22 protein-coding genes, 1 pseudogene and 3 riboswitches are annotated in these 20,652 nt (G+C 39.0%); of the genes and pseudogenes, 16 read left to right on the forward strand and 7 right to left on the reverse strand.

What is annotated here, in order from left to right:
• The first annotated feature begins 11 nt into the window (after positions 1–11).
• From LZ480_RS08550 to LZ480_RS08600, 11 genes are all read left to right on the forward strand, one after another.
• Entirely contained in the window at positions 12–1,106 is a 1,095-nt protein-coding gene (locus LZ480_RS08550) for a cobalt-precorrin-5B (C(1))-methyltransferase (RefSeq protein ID WP_241368991.1), read from the forward strand.
• The gene (gene cbiE, locus LZ480_RS08555; RefSeq protein ID WP_241369166.1) at positions 1,081–2,292 is read left to right on the forward strand and encodes a precorrin-6y C5,15-methyltransferase (decarboxylating) subunit CbiE; all 1,212 of its coding nucleotides are present in this window, start codon (positions 1,081–1,083) and stop codon (positions 2,290–2,292) included. The genes LZ480_RS08550 and cbiE overlap by 26 nt, the downstream gene beginning before the upstream one ends.
• The gene (gene cobM / locus LZ480_RS08560; RefSeq protein ID WP_241368992.1) at positions 2,289–3,071 is read left to right on the forward strand and encodes a precorrin-4 C(11)-methyltransferase; all 783 of its coding nucleotides are present in this window, start codon (positions 2,289–2,291) and stop codon (positions 3,069–3,071) included. Before cbiE ends, cobM begins: the two co-directional genes overlap by 4 nt.
• Positions 3,064–4,194 carry a cobalt-precorrin 5A hydrolase gene (locus tag LZ480_RS08565; RefSeq protein ID WP_241368993.1) on the forward strand — a complete coding sequence of 377 codons (1,131 nt, stop codon included), beginning with the start codon at positions 3,064–3,066 and terminating at the stop codon, positions 4,192–4,194. Before cobM ends, LZ480_RS08565 begins: the two co-directional genes overlap by 8 nt.
• 2 nt (positions 4,195–4,196) lie before the next feature.
• Positions 4,197–5,567 carry a cobyrinate a,c-diamide synthase gene (locus tag LZ480_RS08570; protein ID WP_241368994.1) on the forward strand — a complete coding sequence of 457 codons (1,371 nt, stop codon included), beginning with the start codon at positions 4,197–4,199 and terminating at the stop codon, positions 5,565–5,567.
• A complete protein-coding gene (locus LZ480_RS08575) occupies positions 5,568–6,122 on the forward strand; it encodes a nitroreductase family protein (protein ID WP_241368995.1) in 555 nt (184 codons plus the stop codon).
• A gap of 11 nt (positions 6,123–6,133) precedes the next feature.
• Complete coding sequence (locus LZ480_RS08580; protein WP_241368996.1) at positions 6,134–6,673, forward strand: cob(I)yrinic acid a,c-diamide adenosyltransferase; 540 nt, start codon at positions 6,134–6,136, stop codon at positions 6,671–6,673.
• 11 nt (positions 6,674–6,684) lie between these two features.
• The gene (locus LZ480_RS08585) at positions 6,685–8,145 is read left to right on the forward strand and encodes a cobyric acid synthase (protein WP_241368997.1); all 1,461 of its coding nucleotides are present in this window, start codon (positions 6,685–6,687) and stop codon (positions 8,143–8,145) included.
• Positions 8,146–8,213: 68 nt separating this feature from the next.
• The gene (gene cbiB, locus LZ480_RS08590) at positions 8,214–9,167 is read left to right on the forward strand and encodes an adenosylcobinamide-phosphate synthase CbiB (RefSeq protein ID WP_241368998.1); all 954 of its coding nucleotides are present in this window, start codon (positions 8,214–8,216) and stop codon (positions 9,165–9,167) included.
• Positions 9,142–10,224 carry a pyridoxal phosphate-dependent aminotransferase gene (locus LZ480_RS08595; protein ID WP_241368999.1) on the forward strand — a complete coding sequence of 361 codons (1,083 nt, stop codon included), beginning with the start codon at positions 9,142–9,144 and terminating at the stop codon, positions 10,222–10,224. The genes cbiB and LZ480_RS08595 overlap by 26 nt, the downstream gene beginning before the upstream one ends.
• Positions 10,193–10,729 carry a histidine phosphatase family protein gene (locus LZ480_RS08600; protein ID WP_241369000.1) on the forward strand — a complete coding sequence of 179 codons (537 nt, stop codon included), beginning with the start codon at positions 10,193–10,195 and terminating at the stop codon, positions 10,727–10,729. Before LZ480_RS08595 ends, LZ480_RS08600 begins: the two co-directional genes overlap by 32 nt.
• Positions 10,730–11,007: 278 nt before the next feature.
• Here the strand turns inward: LZ480_RS08600 and LZ480_RS08605 are convergent, their stop codons facing one another.
• The 7 genes and pseudogenes from LZ480_RS08605 to LZ480_RS08635 form a co-directional block, all read right to left on the reverse strand.
• Positions 11,008–11,196, reverse strand: a complete 189-nt coding sequence (locus LZ480_RS08605; protein ID WP_241369001.1) for a hypothetical protein — start codon at positions 11,194–11,196, stop codon at positions 11,008–11,010.
• Positions 11,197–11,637: 441 nt separating this feature from the next.
• Positions 11,638–11,818: riboswitch (cobalamin riboswitch) on the reverse strand.
• A 164-nt stretch (positions 11,819–11,982) separates the two neighbouring features.
• Positions 11,983–12,449, reverse strand: a pseudogene (locus tag LZ480_RS08615) (pyruvate carboxylase); the annotation flags it as partial.
• A 343-nt stretch (positions 12,450–12,792) separates the two neighbouring features.
• Positions 12,793–12,924 (reverse strand): hypothetical protein, encoded by a 132-nt coding sequence (locus tag LZ480_RS19875; protein WP_255731349.1) that lies wholly within the window; start codon positions 12,922–12,924, stop codon positions 12,793–12,795.
• A 14-nt stretch (positions 12,925–12,938) separates the two neighbouring features.
• Complete coding sequence (locus LZ480_RS08620; protein ID WP_241369002.1) at positions 12,939–13,790, reverse strand: energy-coupling factor ABC transporter ATP-binding protein; 852 nt, start codon at positions 13,788–13,790, stop codon at positions 12,939–12,941.
• Positions 13,791–13,803: 13 nt separating this feature from the next.
• Positions 13,804–14,580: a cobalt ECF transporter T component CbiQ gene (gene cbiQ / locus LZ480_RS08625; RefSeq protein ID WP_241369003.1), complete on the reverse strand. Its 777-nt coding sequence runs from the start codon at positions 14,578–14,580 to the stop codon at positions 13,804–13,806.
• Complete coding sequence (locus tag LZ480_RS08630) at positions 14,567–14,854, reverse strand: energy-coupling factor ABC transporter substrate-binding protein (protein ID WP_241369004.1); 288 nt, start codon at positions 14,852–14,854, stop codon at positions 14,567–14,569. Before LZ480_RS08630 ends, cbiQ begins: the two co-directional genes overlap by 14 nt.
• 1 nt (position 14,855) lies before the next feature.
• Positions 14,856–15,599, reverse strand: coding sequence for an energy-coupling factor ABC transporter permease (locus tag LZ480_RS08635; RefSeq protein ID WP_241369005.1), 744 nt, complete (start codon positions 15,597–15,599; stop codon positions 14,856–14,858).
• 123 nt (positions 15,600–15,722) lie between these two features.
• Positions 15,723–15,898, reverse strand: a riboswitch (cobalamin riboswitch).
• A gap of 218 nt (positions 15,899–16,116) precedes the next feature.
• Positions 16,117–16,300: riboswitch (cobalamin riboswitch) on the forward strand.
• Positions 16,301–16,442: 142 nt separating this feature from the next.
• Between LZ480_RS08635 and cobI the strand changes: the two genes are divergently transcribed.
• The 5 genes from cobI to LZ480_RS08660 are packed head-to-tail and all read left to right on the forward strand — an operon-like array spanning position 16,443 to position 20,613.
• Positions 16,443–17,147: a precorrin-2 C(20)-methyltransferase gene (gene cobI, locus LZ480_RS08640; protein ID WP_241369006.1), complete on the forward strand. Its 705-nt coding sequence runs from the start codon at positions 16,443–16,445 to the stop codon at positions 17,145–17,147.
• Between the two features lie 25 nt (positions 17,148–17,172).
• Positions 17,173–17,799 carry a precorrin-2 dehydrogenase/sirohydrochlorin ferrochelatase family protein gene (locus tag LZ480_RS08645; RefSeq protein WP_241369007.1) on the forward strand — a complete coding sequence of 209 codons (627 nt, stop codon included), beginning with the start codon at positions 17,173–17,175 and terminating at the stop codon, positions 17,797–17,799.
• On the forward strand, positions 17,796–18,560 hold the full coding sequence (cobA, locus tag LZ480_RS08650; RefSeq protein WP_241369008.1) for a uroporphyrinogen-III C-methyltransferase: 765 nt from the start codon (positions 17,796–17,798) through the stop codon (positions 18,558–18,560). Before LZ480_RS08645 ends, cobA begins: the two co-directional genes overlap by 4 nt.
• Before the next feature lie 18 nt (positions 18,561–18,578).
• Positions 18,579–19,466 carry a class I SAM-dependent methyltransferase gene (locus LZ480_RS08655; RefSeq protein ID WP_241369009.1) on the forward strand — a complete coding sequence of 296 codons (888 nt, stop codon included), beginning with the start codon at positions 18,579–18,581 and terminating at the stop codon, positions 19,464–19,466.
• Complete coding sequence (locus tag LZ480_RS08660; protein ID WP_241369010.1) at positions 19,417–20,613, forward strand: CbiX/SirB N-terminal domain-containing protein; 1,197 nt, start codon at positions 19,417–19,419, stop codon at positions 20,611–20,613. Before LZ480_RS08655 ends, LZ480_RS08660 begins: the two co-directional genes overlap by 50 nt.
• Positions 20,614–20,652 lie beyond the last annotated feature (39 nt).

Consider the following 20,652-nt stretch of genomic DNA (forward strand, 5'->3'; position numbering starts at 1 on the left):
ATCCTTCACAAATGCGGCATGGCTACACAACAGGAGCTTGTGCAACAGCGATGACAAAAGCAGCCTTGCATGCTCTTGTGACAGGAGAAGTACCAAAAGTAGTAACGATTCATTTACCCGTTGGACAGGATGCCACTTTTGAAGTGGCATCCTTTGTAGTAACAGACAATGAGGTAATGTGTGAAACGATTAAAGATGCGGGGGATGACCCAGACGCAACACATAAAGCGCGCATTCAAAGTACGGTGCGTTTTGTAGAGCAACGTGGAGTTCATTTAGACGGTGGTGTTGGCGTTGGCCGTGTGACAAAAGCCGGATTACCCGTAGCTGTTGGCGAAGCGGCAATTAATCCCGTACCACGAAAAATGATTCTTGGTGTAGTAGAGGAAGCCATCGAGCAATTTCAGCTTGAGCAAGGTGTTGAAGTTATTATATCTGTACCAGACGGGGAAGAAATAGCGAAGAAAACATTAAATGCGCGCCTTGGAATTCTAGGTGGCATTTCGATTTTAGGCACGCGTGGCACGGTCGTCCCGTTTTCCAGCTCGGCTTATATGGCGAGTATTGTGCAGGCGATTAGTGTTGCAAAAGAGGCAGGTTGCGATCATTTAGTCATTACAACGGGTGGTCGCAGTGAAAAATACGCCATGAAGCAATACCCTAATTTGCCGGAAGAAGCATTTATTGAGATGGGAGATTTTGTAGGCTTTACACTAAAACATATTGCCCGTAAAGAAATTCCGAATGTCTCGCTCGTAGGCATGATGGGGAAATTTTCGAAGGTTGCACAGGGTGTCATGATGGTGCATTCGAAAAGTGCACCGGTTAGCCTTGAATTTTTAGCGGCAGTGGCAAAAAAATCAGGTGCAACAAAGGAACAAGTTGAAGAAATCGTTCACGCTAATACTGCTTCACAGGTTGGTGAAATAATGCAGCAAAATGTAGCATTTTTTGAAGCGCTATGTAGAAATTGCTGCTACTATTCACTGGAACATACTAAAGGAAAATTAAGTGTATCGACAACACTTTATGCAATGAATGGAGACTTGTTAGGAAAGGCTGAGCATATTGACAAATTGGATGAAGATGATTGGTATCGGGGATAATGGCGCAAATAGCCTACTCCCTCAATATAGAGAATGGATAGAACAATGTGATGTACTCGTTGGTGGAGAACGCCATTTAGCCTTTTTTCCGCATGTACAATGTGAAAAAAAGGCGATTAAAGGCGGCTTAAAGCCATTAATTGAAACATTACAGCAAGAAATGCGCAACGTGGTCATTTTAGTGTCAGGTGATCCACTATTTTTCGGTTTAGGTAGTGTTTTGTCAAAAAAGCTATCACTTGAAATATATCCGCATACAAGCTCAGTACAATTAGCTTTCGCAAAAATGCAGGATAGTTGGCAAGATGCATATGTAACGAGTGTGCACGGGCGACCAATGAAAGGCTTAGCACAAAAAATTGATGGTCGAAAAAAAGTCGCGATTTTAACAGATGAAACGAATTCACCAAATGCCATTGCGACGTATTTAAAAGCATTTGGCATGACGGAATACGACGCATTTGTTGCAGAAAATTTAGAAGGTGAAAATGAGCGCTGTCGTCATTTTACATTAGATGAAATGGAAAACACCGATTTCAGCCCGTTAAACGTCGTTATTTTAAAGCAGCGAGTGCCTAAACAACGCGATACTATGGGTATTGATGATGATTTGTTTATACAGCGTAAACCTGAAAAAGGTCTAGTAACAAAAAAAGAAATTCGTGTGCTTTCATTACATGCGCTGGGACTACAAGAAAATAGTGTGGCGTGGGATATTGGCACCTGCACGGGCTCGGTTGCAATTGAGATGGCCAAGCAAGCACGTGAAGGTCAAGTCTATGCCATCGAAAAAAACGAGCTCGATTTAGAAAACTGTTTACAAAATCAGCGTTTACACCGAGCTGATCTAACGGCTGTCTTAGGGAAAGCACCTGCACGATTAGACGAATTTCCGGAACCAGATGCGATTTTTATCGGCGGTACAGGTGGTAATATGGAGCAGCTGCTTGAAGTTTGTGTACGTCGCTTAAAGCCGAATGGTCGAATTGTGATTAATTTAGCGACGATTGAAAATTTTGCCGATGCGCTGAAGATTTTAAAAGCACTTAATTGCGAAGTGAATTTTATTCAAGCATCGATTTCTCGCAGCAAGCCGATTTTAAATATTACGCGTTTACAGCCGTTAACGCCGATTTTTATTTTAACTGCACAAAAAATAATTGAAAATGATGGTGAAAATGCATGAAGAAAATTTGGATAGTTGGAGCAGGACCAGGAGACCCAGATTTAATAACGGTAAAGGGCTTAAAGCTATTACAGCAGGCGGATGTAGTCATGTATACCGATTCATTAGTAAATGAAGAGCTTGTCGCAAAAGCTTCTGAAACAGCAGAAATAATTCGTACAGCCGGCATGCATTTACAGGAAATGGTTGATTGTATTGCAGAGCGCGTGCATGCAGGGAAAATGGTTGTGCGCCTACATACAGGTGATCCGGCTATGTACGGTGCCACAATGGAGCAAGTAGCATTATTAAAAGAACATGATATTGGTTATGAGGTTGTACCGGGAGTGAGTTCGGTTTTTGCATCAGCTGCAGCAGTTGGGGCAGAGCTAACGATTCCTGATTTAACACAAACACTCATATTAACACGTGCAGAAGGTCGTACGCCGGTGCCTGAGCGAGAGCAGCTACGTGATTTAGCGAGTCATCATTGTACGATTGCAATGTTTTTAAGTGCGACATTAACGAAAAAGATTACGAAAGAATTAATCGCAGCTGGCTGGGCAGAAAATACACCAGTTGCTGTTGTGCAACGCGCATCTTGGCCTGACCAAAAAATTGTGCGCACAACGATTAGTGAGTTAGATGAAGCGATGCGCGTCAATGGGATTCGCAAGCATGCGATGATTTTAGCTGGTTGGGCACTAGATCCAGCAATTCATGAAAAGGATTACCGTTCTAAATTATATGATGCGACGTTTACACATGGTTTTCGAAAAGGTGTGAAGGTTGATGATTAATTTAATAGAAGGTGAAATTCCAGAAATTAATGTGTCAAAGCCTTATGCACTTGTAGCGATTACAAAGCACGGTGTTGCCAATGCACGTGCTTATGCCGAAAGGTTTCCATATGTAGACGTCTATTACATGAAGAAATTCGAATATGGCGATGAAGAGCAAAAGAATATTCAATTATTTGATGGCACGGTGCGTTTACTACTCCCCGCATTATTTAAGCAATATAAGGCGATGATTTTAATTATTTCATTAGGAGCAGTGGTTCGAATGATTGCACCGATTTTAGAAGATAAAAAAACCGACCCAGCTGTTCTAGTCGTTGATGATAAAGGCCAATTTGTCATCAGTGTATTGTCAGGTCATATTGGCGGTGCAAATGCATTAACGCATGAATTTGCGCAAGCCATTCATGCAGCACCGATTATTACAACGGCATCTGATGTTCAAAAAACGATTCCAGTTGATTTATTCGGTGCGCGCTTCGGCTGGATATGGGACAGTGAGGAAAAATTAACTCCGGTTAGTGCTTCAGTCGTAAATGAGGAGCATGTTGCGATTGTACAAGAAACAGGAGAGCGCGATTGGTGGATGCATGATACGGTAATGCCAGACACACTAAAAATTTATGAAACAACAGCGGCTGCTATTGCCGCACAGCCTCATGCTACCTTACTTATTACAGATCGATTAATCGAACAGCATGAACAAGTGCTATTAGAAAACGGGGTCATTTATCGCCCGAAATCTCTTGTTCTTGGGATGGGCTGTAACCGTGGCACGTCCGCTGAGGAAATCGAAGCGTGCATTGATGCAACATTAGCCGAATTAAAGCTAAGCAAAAAAAGCGTGAAAGCTTTTGCAACAATTGATTTGAAAAAGGATGAACAGGGCTTTATAGACGTAACTGCCAAAAATCATTGGCAATTTGTAACGTATAGCCCGCAAGAATTAAATGAAATGCCGTTGTCGAATCCATCTGAAACGGTATTTAAATATACTGGTGCTTATGGTGTAAGTGAGCCAGCCGCGTTGCGTTATTCAAACGCGAATTCATGGGTACTAGAAAAAAAGAAAAGCGGCAATGTCACAATTTCAGTTGCCCGTTTAGCTTTTGAGGAGGCATGAATATGAATCGTTTTGTACTTGCAGGAACAGGAAGTGGCGTTGGAAAAACGACATTCACAATTGGAATCATGCGTGCATTATTGAATCGTGGTTTAACTGTTCAAGGCTTTAAATGTGGGCCAGATTATATTGATCCGACCTATCATACAGCCGTAACAAAGCGCATTTCTCGTAATATTGATAGTTTTATGATGACTGAAGAGGTTGTACAATCGATTGTCGCAAAAAATAGTGCGGATGTTAATGTGGCAATTATTGAAGGAGTGATGGGCTTTTATGATGGAAAATCACCGTTATCAAATGAAGGCTCAGCCGCACATATTAGTGAAATTACAAAAAGCCCGGTTATTTTAATTGTCAATGCGGCAAGTATGGCACGCTCAGTTGCGGCAATTGTTAAAGGTTTTCAATTGCTAGATGAAAACGCCAATATTGTCGGTATTATTGCTAATCAGTTAGGCAGTAAAAGTCATTACGAAATCGTAAAAGCTGCGATTGAACAAGAGTGTAATGTACCGGTGCTCGGCTATTTGCCTAAAGGTGCTGTGCCTACGTTACCGAGTCGGCATTTAGGGCTAGTGCCAGCCATTGAGCGTGGTGAATTGGATGGCTACTTCGATGAATTAGCAGCAGCAATTGAGGAGAATATCAATTTAGATTTACTGTTAGAGGTCACGAAAGCGGAAGTATTACAACAAAGTTCAACGATTTTTGAAGCGGCAGAAAATGTAAAGCCGGTGCATATCGCCGTCGCAAAAGATGCAGCCTTCAACTTTTATTATGAAGAAAATTTTGAATTACTGAGAGCAAATGGCGCGGTACTTCATTTCTTCTCACCACTTGCTAATGAAGTTGTACCAAAAGTTGCGCAAGGTTTGTATATTGGTGGTGGCTTCCCAGAAGAATTTGCTAGTGAACTTGCGACAAACAAAGAGACGCTATATTCTGTTAAAGAAACGATTAAGCGTGGTGTACCGACATTAGCGGAGTGCGGAGGCTTTATGTATTTAACTGAAAGCATTCAAAATCGCGATGGCCAAAGTTTTCCGATGGTCGGTATGATTCCAGGTAGTGTTAAAATGCAAACGAAATTAGCGGCACTTGGTTATCGTGAAATTACTGGTGTTGCGGGTAATTTCCTTATTTCACAGCATGAACAGGCTAAGGGGCATGAATTTCATTATTCAGTATATGAAGGCACGCATGAGTCACCAGCGTATTTTAGTAAAGGGCGATTCCGCGCACAGCAGGAAGGTTATTTACAGGAAAACTTAGTGGCAGGCTATACACATTTCCATTTCGCATCAAATCCACAGCTTGTGAAAAATTGGCTAACTGCCTGTGAAAAATCAATTAGAAATGAGGTTGAATAAATGTTAGAGACATTAAAAAAACGACGCGCGATTCGCAATTTTTTACCACAGCCGGTAGAGCGTGAGAAAATTGAAAGCTTGTTAGAGGCTGCAACGTATGCACCGAACGACCGTATGCGTGAGCCTTGGCATTTTTATGTGCTACAAGGGGATAGCTTAAAACGTTTTGAACAAGTGGCCTTAGATTATTTACAGGAGCGTTTCCCAACAAAACCAAATTTAGTAGAAAGTTCGATGAAGGCAGTGACAAATACACCGCTCATTATTGTTGTCACATCTGCCATTGTTGAGGGCGATGAAGGGGCAACAATCGACAATACATTTGCTGTGAGCAGTGCCATCATGTCAATGTGGCTTATGGCAGAAAGTTTAGATTTAGGCATGGTTTGGCGTACGCGCGGTGTTGGGTTAGTGCATGACACAGCGCTGCACAAATTTATTGGGGCAACAGAAAGTGAACGTTTAATCGGGACACTTTGTATTGGTTATCCAGAAGAGCCAATTACAACTGAGAAAAAACGTACAACATTTTCAGAAAAAACAACTTGGCTATAGGGGGCATTACGATGGCACGAAAAGGGATGTTACTTGTTTATACAGGGGATGGAAAAGGCAAAACAACAGCTTCGTTAGGCGTGACACTCCGCGCAATTGGTCGTGGCATGAACGTGAAATATTTTCAGTTTATTAAATCTCCTGACCGTACATATGGCGAGCAAATCGCCTTAAGAAAATTAGGTGTCGAAACGGTACAGCTAGGTATTGGGTTTACGTGGACAAAAACACCAGAAGAACACCGTGAAGCATTAAAAAATGCATGGGCGATTGTCATAAACGAGTTGCAGGACGAAACAACAGATGTGCTTGTATTAGATGAATTGAATAATGCACTTGCGATTACAAAGTTTCCAATTGACGATGTGTTACCGCTAGAAGAAGTGCTAGAGGCAATTCAAAATCGACCAACGAAAATGCATGTAGTTGTTACCGGACGCTCAGCACATCCTACATTACTTGAAATGGCTGATCTTGTGTCAACGATTGAGCCTACAAAACATTACTACAAAGAACAGGACGTCACAGCAATGAAGGGACTTGAATTCTAGTGCGTGCAATAATGATTCAAGGTACCGCTTCAGATGTTGGAAAAAGTGTGCTTTGTACCGCACTTTGTCGCATTTTTGCGAATGATGGCTACCGTGTCGCTCCATTTAAATCACAGAACATGGCGCTCAATTCATATATTACAAAAGATGGCGGTGAAATTGGCCGCGCACAAGGTGTACAAGCAGAGGCAGCTAAAATTGAGGCGACAACGGATATGAACCCTATATTGCTCAAACCAAAAGGGGACATGGTGTCAGAGGTTGTTTTACACGGCAAGCATTTTGCCAATATGGATGCGATGAGCTATCGTGAAAATTTTGTGGAACAAGTGATGCCAGAGGTGCGCTCATCGTTAGAGCGTTTGTCGAAAGATTATGATGTGCTTGTATTAGAAGGTGCTGGGAGCCCTGCAGAAATAAATTTGAAGAGCCGCGATATTGCTAATATGCGTATGGCTCATGAAACAGATGCAGCCGTTATTTTAGTCGCAGATATCGAGCGCGGTGGTGTTTTTGCGTCACTTGTTGGTACACTCATGTTGTTAGATGAATCTGAGCGAGCGCGAGTAAAAGGAATTATTATAAATAAATTCCGTGGCATGAAGGAATTATTAACGAGCGGTATTGATTGGCTAGAGGACTATACAGGTATTCCGGTACTTGGGGTGATTCCATATATTGATGTGCAAATCGAAGCTGAAGATTCAATGGCTTTGTCGAGCTTGCGCTTGAAAAAGCCATTAGCAAGTGAATTTGCTATTGATGTAGCGGTTATTCATTTGCCTCGTATTTCCAATTTTACTGACTTAGATCCATTATTCGAAGAGCCGGGGGTTGGTGTGCGTTTTGTTTCTTCATTAAAAGACTTGAAAAAGCCAGATGTTTTGATTATCCCCGGTACAAAAAATACCGTAGAAGATTTTTTATGGTTACAGCAAACCGGGCTTATGCAAGGGATTTTGCAGCTTCAGCACACGAATATTCGCATCGTTGGAATTTGTGGTGGCTATCAAATGCTTGGTGAAACATTACGTGATGAGCAGGCGATTGAGGGCAGTGGTGGGACATATGTCGCACTCGGCCTTTTACCTATTGAAACGACATTTATAGATGAAAAGCAAACAATTCAAGTACATGGCATTACGTGTACAGGCCATAAGGTTAGTGGCTATGAAATCCATTTAGGGCGTAGCGAAATGCTGTCAGCGGTACAGCCATTTATCGAATTTGAGGATGGGCGCACAGATGGTGTATACACAGAAAAAGTGATTGGTACATATGTGCACGGTATTTTCCAAAATCGAGAATTTACGCGCAGCTATTTTAATGAAATTCGTGAGAACAAAGGGCTTGAGCCGATTTCAGAGGCAGTATTATCAGACTTTGAACGACGAGAACAGGCATATGAAATGTTAGATACGCATGTACGCAAACATTTAAATATGGAAAAAATATATGAATTATTAGCTTAATGAATGATTAAATCGAACCGGTGTACGCATTTTGTATACCGGTATTTGAAGTTTTACGAGGTGAGGTTATGTTGTTATTTTTAGCTTGTCTGTTAGCCATTATCAGCGATCAAATGCTAGGGGATCCAAAGAAATGGAAGCATCCGGTCGTTTATATTGGCAACATGATTTCATTTTTTGAGCGAAAGTGGAATCATACAAAATTTCGTAAGGTAAAAGGATTATTGACTGTTGTAATCGTAGTAGTGACTATAACAGTCGCTGTGTTTTCCGTTGTGGTGTTAGCGATGAAAATTCATATCGCGCTCTGGCTTTTTGTAGAGGTTGCTTTTATTAGTCTTGCGCTTGCACAAAAGTCGTTATGGGAGGCAGCAATGCTTGTGTATGATGCCTTGCAGCGCGGTGACATACAGGATGCCCGCCACTATTTAAGCTGGATTGTTGGACGCGATACAGCGCATTTAGATGAGCCTGAAATTGTGCGAGGTGTTATTGAAACGGTATCGGAAAATACGAGTGATGGCATTACGGCACCTTTGTTTTATGCATTATTATTTGGTTCTACGGGAGCATGGTGCTATAAAGCGATTAATACACTGGATTCGATGATTGGCTATAAAAATGAGCGATATGAGGATTTTGGTTATTTTGCCGCGAAATTAGATGATGTTGCCAATTTTTTGCCGAGTCGTATATCAGGTTTTATGCTACTTTTTATAACGAAAAATTATTCGTCAAAAAGGTTTTGTGAGCGCTTTAAGCGATGGCTTGTTGATGCGAAAAAGCATCCAAGTCCGAACAGTGGATATTTAGAAGCTGCAACGGCCTACCAGCTTGGGATTCGTTTAGGTGGCTATAATCGTTACGGACAACTAGAATCATTTCGAGCGTATATGGGCGAGCCGTTGTTTGTCATGGGCAAGCAACATATTTTAGAAGCGCTTAAACAAATGCGGCGTTGTACATACGGATGTTTACTATTGGGAGGGATTTTCTATGCAATTGCCAGCACATGGAGCTAATGCAAGCACGTTATATGAAGCGATGAGAATAACAATGCCACAGCAAGTAATTGATTTGAGTGAAAACGTCAATGCTTTAGGAATACCAGCTGCAATCATACAAGCATGGCCTAAGCTGATCGAAAAGGTATCGGCTTATCCACATGAGCAAGCAGAACCATTTCGTTCACTTGTTGCAAAATCACATGTCGTACAGTCTCAGCAAGTGCTTGTGACAAATGGTGCAGCGGAGGGGTTAATGGTGCTCGCACAGTATTTTAAGGGACAAAATGTGGTTGTTTTAGAGCCATCATTTTCAGAGTATAAGCGAACATTGCAGCAGCATAATTGTCAGATTCAATCAATCGTGGCAAATGACTTGGAATGCTATAAATTTGATATGAATGATTTACATAACCGATTACAAAATGCGCAGGCCTGTTATATTTGTAATCCGAATAATCCAACAGGTGTGTTGCTTGATCGTGAGTGGATTGAAGCATTAGTCAAGCGGCATCGACAGTGCATATTTATCGTTGATGAAGCATTTATCGATTGGACAGATGAAGCACAGTCCGTAATTACACTAATTAAGCAATATGTAAATATCATCGTTATACGTTCGATGACGAAAATGTTTGCAATGGCAGGAGTTCGTTTAGGCTATATGCTAGGACAAAAAGTTGAAAAATTACGCCCCCATTTACCGCATTGGAGTGTAAGTAATATAGCAATTGATCTAGGTTGTATTTGTCTAGAGCAACAAAAATTTATTGTGGAATCTAGGGATTACAGTGCGAACTTACTAAAAAAGATGAAGCATTATTTTCATTCTATAGACTGTATATATACAAATAGTGCAGCTAATTATTTGCTCTTTAAATTACCAGCAACTTTTAATACACAGCACTTTTTTAGTTATTTATTAGTGCGCGGTATAGTGCTGCGTCATACAAAAAACTATGAGGGCTTACATGGGGAGTGGTTCCGTATAGCAGTAAAAACAGAAAATATGTGGGAGCAAGCTAAGAAAGAGATTGATGATTATGTCAAAAACAATTCGTTATTATCGCCATAGTGAAACCGAGTGGAATAAACAAGGGAGATTACAGGGGTGGCTTGATTCGCCGTTAACCCAGCATGGGGTTTTACTAGCGAAGCAAATTATGTGGAAACCTGATGTTGTTTATTGTAGTGATCTACAACGTGCGGTTGCTACAGCGAACTATATGTTTCCTAATGATACAATCCATCAAAGAGCCGAGCTTCGTGAAATTTATCTAGGAAACTGGCAGGGGCAATGGATTGAACAATTACAACACGATTCGCACTATCAATGCTATCAGGAAACACCGCAGTATTTTAGGGCACAATCACAGGAATCCTTTTCGACAGTTACAAAACGTATGCTGCATGTTCATGAGCAGCTGCTTGCCTCAACCTATGAGAACATTGCAGTGGTCTCACATGGGGTAGCGTTAGCCTGTTTATTTTGCGCGTTACGTAATGATTCGATTGAGAATTTATGGGGATATATGCTGACGAGTGCTGCTTACGAGGCATATGATTGGATAAATCAATAACAATGAGCTTCTTTATCAGTATTTTAGACGTAATAAAGGGATAGCAGGATTTCTATTTTTTTAAATAGGGAGAAACTCAAATATGACATGAAAACGAGCCTCTTATTTAGGGGCTCGTTTTGAGTTGGAGTGCTAATGTAGATAAAAGCGACCAGTTTATGAAATAATCTCGGTTTTTTTCAAGATAATCTTGATTTTCAGAATATAATCTCGTTTCCATCAAAAAAAACAGCTCGGTTCAAAATGAATGTCACCATTACACACAAATAGTGTACAGTTTATTTTTCTAATAATGGTTCACCTGAAAGTTCAAAGCTTACAAGTTGCAAAGCCTCTGAAATTTCTTGACTGTGATCCGTATTTTGCAGTTTTAATGATTCGGCAATTTCGTTTAAGGTTTTTGCCGTGTTACCTAATGTATTTTGCATAATTTGCTCTTTTAAAAGAGCAATGTAAGTTTCAATCATTTTATTTTCCTCCTAGGTAAACGTAATTTTCAAGCTATTTAGAAACTGATTACACTAACAGGGAATGAGTTGTAATAAAAAATTATCCAGTTTAATAACCTTATTATTTTGCAATAATGGTTAATCATCTGTAAAACACGAAAATCTATGTTCGGCAATGTAAGAAATGTGTTTCATGAATGACTAACCATTACGCAGTAGGAGCTTTAGCACGAAGCTACTACTTGTTTGGGAAAATCTTAGTAATTCCAAGATGCCGATTTGTTAACTTTATAGGGGAGAGTTAAGACAAATCGACATCCGACAAGCACTAAAAAAGACCATCTTCGCAAAAAGATGGAAGATGGTCGGTAAATGTCAATTCAAATAAGCTTGATAAACAAGGCATTTAAATTCGTTTGACGTACGATAATTTTCACCACTCATTTCCACGTGAGCATTGGTGTGTACTAGGTTCTGGCAGGTCTCCTGGCTTATCATCAACATTTTTTACACCTTCCCAGGTTTAACCCAGTGGCATTTGTAAAAAACTCAGATTATACAGTTGCGGGACAGCGACGGAATCACACCGTTCTTCCCTTTTAAGCTTATTCTCATAAGCACCATAACTTACACGATTCATATAAAGTTATATTAGTAAACTATAATTAGTGTAAACAATAAATATCGTTTCGTCAATAAAAATTCAAATTTTGAGAAGATTTAGTATTGAATAGTTCTAGTTCAACAAAAACGATGGAAAAAGGAACACAAACTAAGCTGTGTTCCTTTTCGGGTAAGTTTCATCTATTCGAATTTGATTAATAAATCGCCAGTTGATAGGGCTGAGCCCGCTTGTACATATATGTCTTTAATGATGCCATCTTTAGGAGCTTGAACAGACCTTTATGCTGTGCTTCACCAATTGAAATTAATTTAATAATGAGCGTTTTCCCTCTCTCAATTTCAACTTCAATTTCTTCACCAAGTTTTAAGCCGTAAATAAAAGAAGGGGTATCTAACACAGAAATGTTTCCAAATTGCTCATTTGTTTGAACATACTCTACAAATACTTTGTCATACAGCGGATAAGCTATACAATCTATTTTCGTAAATTTCCGTTGCGGATTTTTATACTCTAGCATTTGCTGAATTAGTGATAAATCTACTTCTGGTAATAGTTCACCTGGTCGTACCATTATAGATTGACGATTTTTTAATATAATATGTTGCAATTCTTTAGGGAATCCACCATGTGGCTGCCCTAAGTAGCCCTATGATTAGCACTTTCAATAAGACGAATGACCACCAAGTGCGGCTTTTATCATAATCGGATAGCCATATGTGTTGGCATTATGACTTGCTTCTTTAAGCCACGATTGGCAACTATTTGAATGCTTGACATGATGTGTTTCACCTTTTCTTTATAAGAGTACTACGGAATTGTAAGCGTTATCATTTGTTGTAAACAAAAAAGCAACTTACTAATGAGTAATTGCATCATTCATGAAATGGCGTGAGTTGTGGGCACATCCACGTTTTATGCAAAATGTTCAACAAGTGTAATGAAAAAGCATCTCTTCAAATTGAAGGGATGCTTTTTTATTGTTATTATTATCAGTTTAGTTCAATTATTAGTGATGCTGTTACATATTGAATAAAGCATGTTTCGTAATCCTCATAAACATTTTCTTCAATTGATAAAACGAGTTCTTGTGCTTCAATAGGTTGTAATAAGTCGTTTTTCATAGTCTGCCTCCAAACTAAAGGGGAGTAAATGTGTGACATTTCATCAGTTGCATTAATTCATCCATCGAACGGGGAAGTTGCTGCTGGGGATGAATGAGCCCTTCACGTAACATTGATTCATAGCATTTTACGAGCCACGGTTTTTCGATATGCGCTTTTTTTAGTAGTGCATCATTCGAGAAAAGTGCATCCTTTTGACCTGAATACAATAATTGTCCTTTATGAAAGACAATAAAATGATCGGCCCACCCATATATTAAATTGACCTGATGTGTCGAGTATAAAAATGTTCGATTTTCTGTATCTAATTCATCCAGATATGCTGTAAGCTGATTTGAAAAATAGTAATCTAAACTGCTCGTCGGTTCATCTAAAATATAAAGTTTTGGATCCATTGCATAAACACCTGCAATGGTCACACGTTTTTTTTGTCCACCACTTAAAAAATGAATCGGTCTTTCGGTTAAGTCCTCTAATTCAGTTAATTGTATGGCGGTATCAACATGTTGTTCAATTTTTTCATGTGGCCATTTTAAATTAATCGGACCATATAAAATATCATGCTTAACGGTAGAGGCAAATAATTGATTGTCTGCTTCTTGAAAGATAAAGCCTACATGCTCCCGTAACTTAATTAATTGTTTTTTAGAATAATGTAACGGTTCGTTTAAAAATTGAATTTTACCACTACTAGGTTTTTCTAGCCCCATGAGCAATTTGAAAAATGTTGATTTACCTGAACCATTTTCACCTAATATCGCTACTTTTTTTCCCATTGGAATCGTTAATGATAAATCATGTAATGCCTGTGTACCATCACTATATTGAAATGATACATGCTCAAACGTAAAATAGCTTTCTGTCATAACTAAAATCTCCTTAAACGATTAATACAAATGTAACGATCAAAAATCCACCTGCAATAATAGTCAGTTTTTGATCCCATGCTTTTTCGCTCAAAAATTGCTGTGGAATAATAAATTGTTCAATATTTCGTGCCGTCATCGCATAGGTCATCGCCTGATGACGGAAAAATATCGAACGAAACAGAGCGCTAATGAGAAAGCTTAAAGATTGAAAGCTTATTCGATATGTTCGATAGCCTAGCCGAGCATCCTGCGCAGTATAAAGCTGCGCAACTGTTTGTAAAAGTAAAAATATAAAACGATACATTAACTCAATTAATTCAATGATAATCGTTGGTACTTTTAATCTAGCAAGTACTGGGCTAATTTCATACATCGGTGTTGTTAAAATTAAAAAATACAAGCAACTTGTTGCGCTAATCGAGGTAAAAAATATCGTGATAGCACGAAGTAAATCATTCGGCAATATAAACAGCTGCATGCCAAGAAGTGTGCTATGCCATAATGCGGAAATTGGTATAGGTTGTGCAAATGAAATGGACAACACGATCGCAATCATACCTGCAAAAACAAAACCAATTGGCGCGATAAGTAATGTTACATATGTTTTCCAAGGAATTTTGGCATAAAAGATAATGACACTACTCATGAAGAGTAGTGTCCAAACCGATAAAATATTATTTCGTAATAATGTTACAAGTGATAATGAAATGACACTAAACGTTATTTTTTGACTAGCGGCAACCTTGTGAATCGCATTATGGCTCGCTAGAAAATCAATGTTCAGCATGATCTTTTGTATGCTTTCCGCGCATATAACCGATGAAATAGCCGATAATTAGTGCACCAATAACACCTTGTAAAACGAATAATAAGCTTTCGATTTCACCACTTGGAGGCTCCCAAATAGCGCTAAACCAAGGCTCATAGTCTGCAGCGATTTCTGTAATCGCTTCTTCAGCCTCACCATCAGCACCCCCAAATTCTGCATCCTGTAAAAATAATATTGGTAAAATCGCTAAGATCACGACGCCTAATAGTAATAGTAGATTCTTCTTAAACATGTTAGCTCTCCTTAGCCTTTAAAATACGTAGTTGAATTAATTCTTTCATATTATATTTTTGTAAAAAGTTCATAATCATTACGGTTAATAATCCTTCACTAATAGCTAATGGAATTTGTGTTAACGCAAAGATGCTTGCAAATTTTTGGAATGAACCTAAAATGCCACCAACTTCTGAAGGGAACGCTAATGCTAATTGAACAGATGTCATAACATATGTGCCTAAATCACCAAGCATGGCCGCGAAAAATACTGCGACGCTAAATGAAAGGTCCCATTTTGTTGCGAGCTTATAAACACCTACGGCAATAAATGGACCAACGATTGCCATCGAGAAAATATTAGCGCCTAAAGTCGTTATGCCACCATGTGCAAGTAATAGCGATTGGAATAATAGGACGATTGATCCTAAAACGCTCATAACAAAAGGTCCAAATAAAATTGAACCTAAGCCAACGCCAGTAGGGTGAGAACAGCTCCCGGTTACTGATGGGATTTTTAATGCAGATAAGACGAATGTAAAGGCCCCTGATAGGGCAAGTAATAATTTACTTTCTGGATTTTCTTTCACGACGAGGCGGATCACTTTTAGTCCTTTAACAAGGAATGGTAAGCATAGTGCAAACCAGAAAATTGCCCAACCAATTGGTAAAAATCCTTCCATAATGTGCATGGCATATGCCTGCTTTGGCATAAATAATAAAACGATACCGAAGTAAGCAAGTTTTGGTAAGTATTGCTTCATGTTTTTACTCCTTTTTTCTTATTTGATGAAAAAAGTGCATAAAAAAATACACTTTTGAGAGTAAAAGTGCATCACAAAAAAGCAAGCGATTTTGCTTGTTTCACGCACCTATCCTCGTAGGTTTGAATAACTTTATTTTTGGCAGGTCTCCTGACTTCTTTTCGACGTATTACATGTCTTCCCACAAAAAATGCAGTGACGTGATATGTAATACTCCAAGTTACAGTTGCGGGACAGTACCGGACTTACACCGGTTTCCCTATTAAGCTTGTAAAAGCACCAAAAATCATTCAATTTTCACCATGTGAGGAAATAGTATCATTCGTTATTTCATTTGTCATCATTAATTTTTTTAATACTTCAAAAATGCAAGGTCATTTTCTGAAAATAATGTAAAATTATCTGTCACTTATGAGCATAGCTTTCTATTATATTCTGTTTTTTCTTCTGAATTGTATAAATTGTTCGTAAATTTATATTGTCAAAAGTGTGGTAACATGATAGAGTTACGTTAATTTCATAGTACAAGTAATAAAGTGCTCTTTTTTTAAGAGGTAAAAGGGAAATTAGTAAAAATCTAATGCAGCCCCCGCTACTGTAATAGCTGATGAAATCACAACTAATCACTGTCAAAATGATGGGAAGATGTGATAGTAAAATGACGCTTGAGCCAGGAAACCTGCTTTATTATTGAAACACGACTTTTCGGTGGGAGAAGGACGGCGACAAATACATTACTTGTATTTCCTTATACTTTTTTAGGATGTCCATGCCTATTTCTAGCACTTGCCGGAAATAGGCTTTTTTGTGTTTGTACGATTCTTTTAAAAGGGGAAAAAGACAATGACAGTTGGAACATTATATGGTGTGGGCGTTGGTCCTGGAGATCCGGAATTAATTACTATAAAAGCTTTTCGTAAATTAAAGGAATGCCCAGTAATTGCATATCCGAAAAAAATGCGCGGCAGTAAATCATATGCTCAAAAAATAATTGATTTATATGTGGATCCACAAAAAAAAACAATGCTTGGTCTCGTTTTTCCAATGACGAAGGACCAAGAAACGTTACAGCAAGAGTGGAAAAAATCCGTCGAGCAAATATACTCCCATTTACAGGAAGGTAAGGATGTAGCCTTTGTAACTGAAGGAGACCCCATGTTATTTAGTACGTATATTCATTTGATGAAATTAATGAAAGAACAACATCCAGACGTGCCAATGCAATCGGTTGCAGGCATTTCTTCGTTTAATGGAACAGCTAATCGCCTTCATATTCCGTTAGCTGATGGGGATGATCATGTGGCGATGATTCCAGCAACAGATAATAAAGAAGAAATGCGGAATGTATTAGAAACTCATGATGGTATTGTATTTATTAAAATCGCAAAAGTACTAGATCAAATGCTTGATTTGTTGGAGGAAATGAACTTATTAAAAAACACACATGTCGTTACGAAAGTGACTTCGGATGAAGAAGTGATATGGGATGTTGAAAATTTACGTGGTACAGAGTTGAACTATTTATCGTGCATGATTGTTCGTAAATAAGAAAGATAACGTTGGAGGACACAAGATGAGTTATTTTCCAATTATGCTGAATCTCGATTATAAAAAAGTAGTCGTTGTTGGTGGTGGACATGTTGCAACACAAAAAGTAGAGGCACTACTTGTGACGAAGGCTAATATTATCGTTGTCAGTCCAATGCTTACGGCAACGTTACAGCATTACTCACAACTTCGAAAAATTCAGTGGCGCAATAAAACGTTTGAGCCGGTAGATTTAGATGATGCGATATTAATTTTTGCTGCAACTAACGAGGAAACGGTCAATGATCAAATCGAGCAAGCAACACAGCACTGGCAATTGTTCATGAGGGTAGATAACAATGGGCGTATGGATTTTATGAACCCAGCCGTTGTACGTCGAGGTGATTTTGTATTAACCGTTTCCACCTCTGGGGCAAGTCCAGCATTTACACGACAAGTAAAACAACAATTAAGTGAACAGTTTGATGATAGTTATGAGGCATATACGTCATTTTTAAAGAATGGTAGACAGGCCATTTTGGAGAAATTTGAAGGCGAGCAAAAACGACGAGCTGTAGCCGCACTTTTAGAACCGCAAGTTTTACAGTGGATTCAACAACAAGATTTTGAGCAATGTGAAAATTATATACAACAATTATTAGAAGGTGAATGAATGTGAGTGGCTTTGTTTACATAGTTGGTGCTGGTCCGGGTGATCCCAAATTATTAACAATTCGAGCGTTGGAATGCCTCCAGTTAGCAGATGTGATTTTATATGATCGATTGGTGAATCCGCTAATTTTACAGCATGCAAAAAAAGAGGCGCAGTTAATCTATTGCGGTAAAGAACCCGGAAAGCATGGAATGATTCAACAAGAAATTAATGAAGTATTGGTTAATCATGCAAAAAACAAAAAACAAGTAGTTCGCTTAAAAGGTGGCGATCCTTTCGTATTTGGCCGTGGAGCGGAGGAAGCCCTTTTTTTAAAGGAACATGATGTGTCCTTTGAAATTGTACCTGGTATCTCAGCGGGCATTGCAGCACCTGCCTATGCAGGTATTCCGGTAACACATCGTGACTTTTCGAATAGCTTTGCGATTGTCACGGGTCATGGTCGTGAGGATAAAGGACAAGATTTTTTACGTTGGGGTGCATTAGCACAAATTGATACAATCGCTTTTTATATGAGTGTGGGTAATATTGAATTTATAGCACAAAAATTGATTACACATGGGAAAGCAGCACATACGCCTGTTGCTGTAATCGAGTGGGGTACAACCGAGCGTCAACGTACAATTACGGGTCAGCTTGCTACGATTAGTGAACAAATTGTAGCGGAACAAATTAAAAATCCAGCTATGATCTTAGTTGGAGATGTAGTTCAGCTTCATGACCAAATTGCTTGGTTTAAAGAAAAGCTAACGATTTCTTAATGAAAGGAGATTCACTGTATGAAAGAATCCCCTTTAACGATAAATTTTGAAAAGCAATGGAAAGAGGGCATGCATGATTGGCATGGCATGATGCCTGAACGAATGATCAATGATAAATTAGAAGAAGCATTTTGGGCGCAATCGATGCAAAAGAAAACGTATAAGCAAACCGATGCCCATGCCAAACAAATTTATGAAAAAATGAAGCGCCATATCCCAGCTAAGGCAAGCTGTATCGAGATTGGACCAGGTTGGGGAAATTATACGTTTTCACTGCAAGAAGACGTTGAAAAATTAACTTTAGTAGATGGTTCAGAAAGTGTGCTCCACTATTTGAAACAGTATTTCGTAGACGATGAAGGTGTTCAGTTAGTGCATGCAAAATGGGAAGATGCAATACTTGAGCCACATGATATTGTTGTAGGCGTCAATTGCTATTATCGCATGTATGAAATGAACGAAACGCTATTAAAAATGAATGCGCTCGCGAAAAAGCGTGCGATTATTGGTCTTACAACAGGGCCGATTCAACCGCATTATGAAGTGCTTCATCAAAAATATGGTTACAAAATTAAATACCCACGTCGTGATTATATTCAAATCGTGAATATGCTGTATCAGCTTGGTATTTACGCAGATTGTGAAATGTTAAAGCTGGAGCGAACATATCGCTACGAAAATGAGGAAGCTTTATATGCTGCTCAGAGTAAAAAGATATTAGATTCTCAATTTGATATAGCGCATGTGAAGGCATCACTAGTGCCATTTATTAAAGAAATTCAAGGTAAAATTGAGTACCGCCATACATTTTATGCGGCCATTATTAGCTGGGAGCCAGTAAAACTAGGAGGATATGATGACAACTTGGAACTTAACAAACATGCAGCGTCATCTGCTTATTTGTAATGGCGCAACTTGCATGGGTGCGGGAGCAGAAGAAGTAACCCAGCAAATTCGCGATGAAATTCGTAAATCCAGATTGGATGAGAATATTCATACATCACGAACACGCTGTAACGGTCGCTGTAAGGATAAATGTGTAGTAATCGATTATCCAAAAGGTACTTGGTATTCCGTTCAGGCTGAACAAACAGCGCGTGCCATTGTTCATGAAAATGTTGAAGAACAAGCGGTTATTTATACAATGCAAGACGGTGAACGAAAACGACCAGACAATCGCATTAAAGGTATCGAAAAATATAGAAAAGAGAAGGGTACTGTGAAAAAAGCAATTTTATTCGTAGGACATGGTAGTAGATTAGAAGCAGGCAACGAAGAAGTACGTCAATTTATACAGCAAATGAGACCGATGATTGATGCATCACTACTCGTCGAAACGTGCTTTTTAGAGTTTGCATCACCAAATATTGAAGATGGCATTCATCATTGTATCGAACAAGGGGCAGATGAAGTGCATGTCATTCCAATTATTTTATTGCATGCAGGGCATTCGAAAATGCATATTCCAGCCGAAATTGAGCATGCGAAAGAGCATTTTCCAGATATTCGCTTTACTTATGGACAAACCATCGGTATTCATGAAGAAATCTTTGAAATTTTAACGTCTCGCTTAATGGAAATTGGGTTCAATCCAGATGAAAAGCATGATGATACTGCAATTTTATTAATTGCACGAGGTGGAAGTGATCCGTACGCTAACGGTGATTTTTATAAAATTTCACGTTTGTTATGGGAAAAGCATAATGTACCAATTGTTGAAAGTGCCTTTATGGGGGTGACAACGCCAACCGTTGAACAAGGGATTGAACGTTGTGTCAAATTAGGCGCGAAAAAGATTATTATGCTGCCATACTTCCTATTTACGGGGATTTTAATGGAGCGAATGCATAAAATGGCTACGCAGTTTACTTCACAATACCCTGATATAACAATTGAACTTGCTGGTTATTTTGGCTATCATCCAAAGTTAAAAATCGTACTTTTAGAGCGTATGCAGCAAGCGCTTGATGGCACATCTACAGGAATGCAAGATTTAGAAAACTTTAGAAAATATGCAGAAGAGCATGGTTATGAACATCATCACCATCATTAATGGAAGAAGCTACTGTCCACAATTGTGAACAGTAGCTTC

Source organism: Solibacillus palustris, assembly GCF_022549215.1.
GTDB lineage: Bacteria > Bacillota > Bacilli > Bacillales_A > Planococcaceae > Solibacillus > Solibacillus daqui.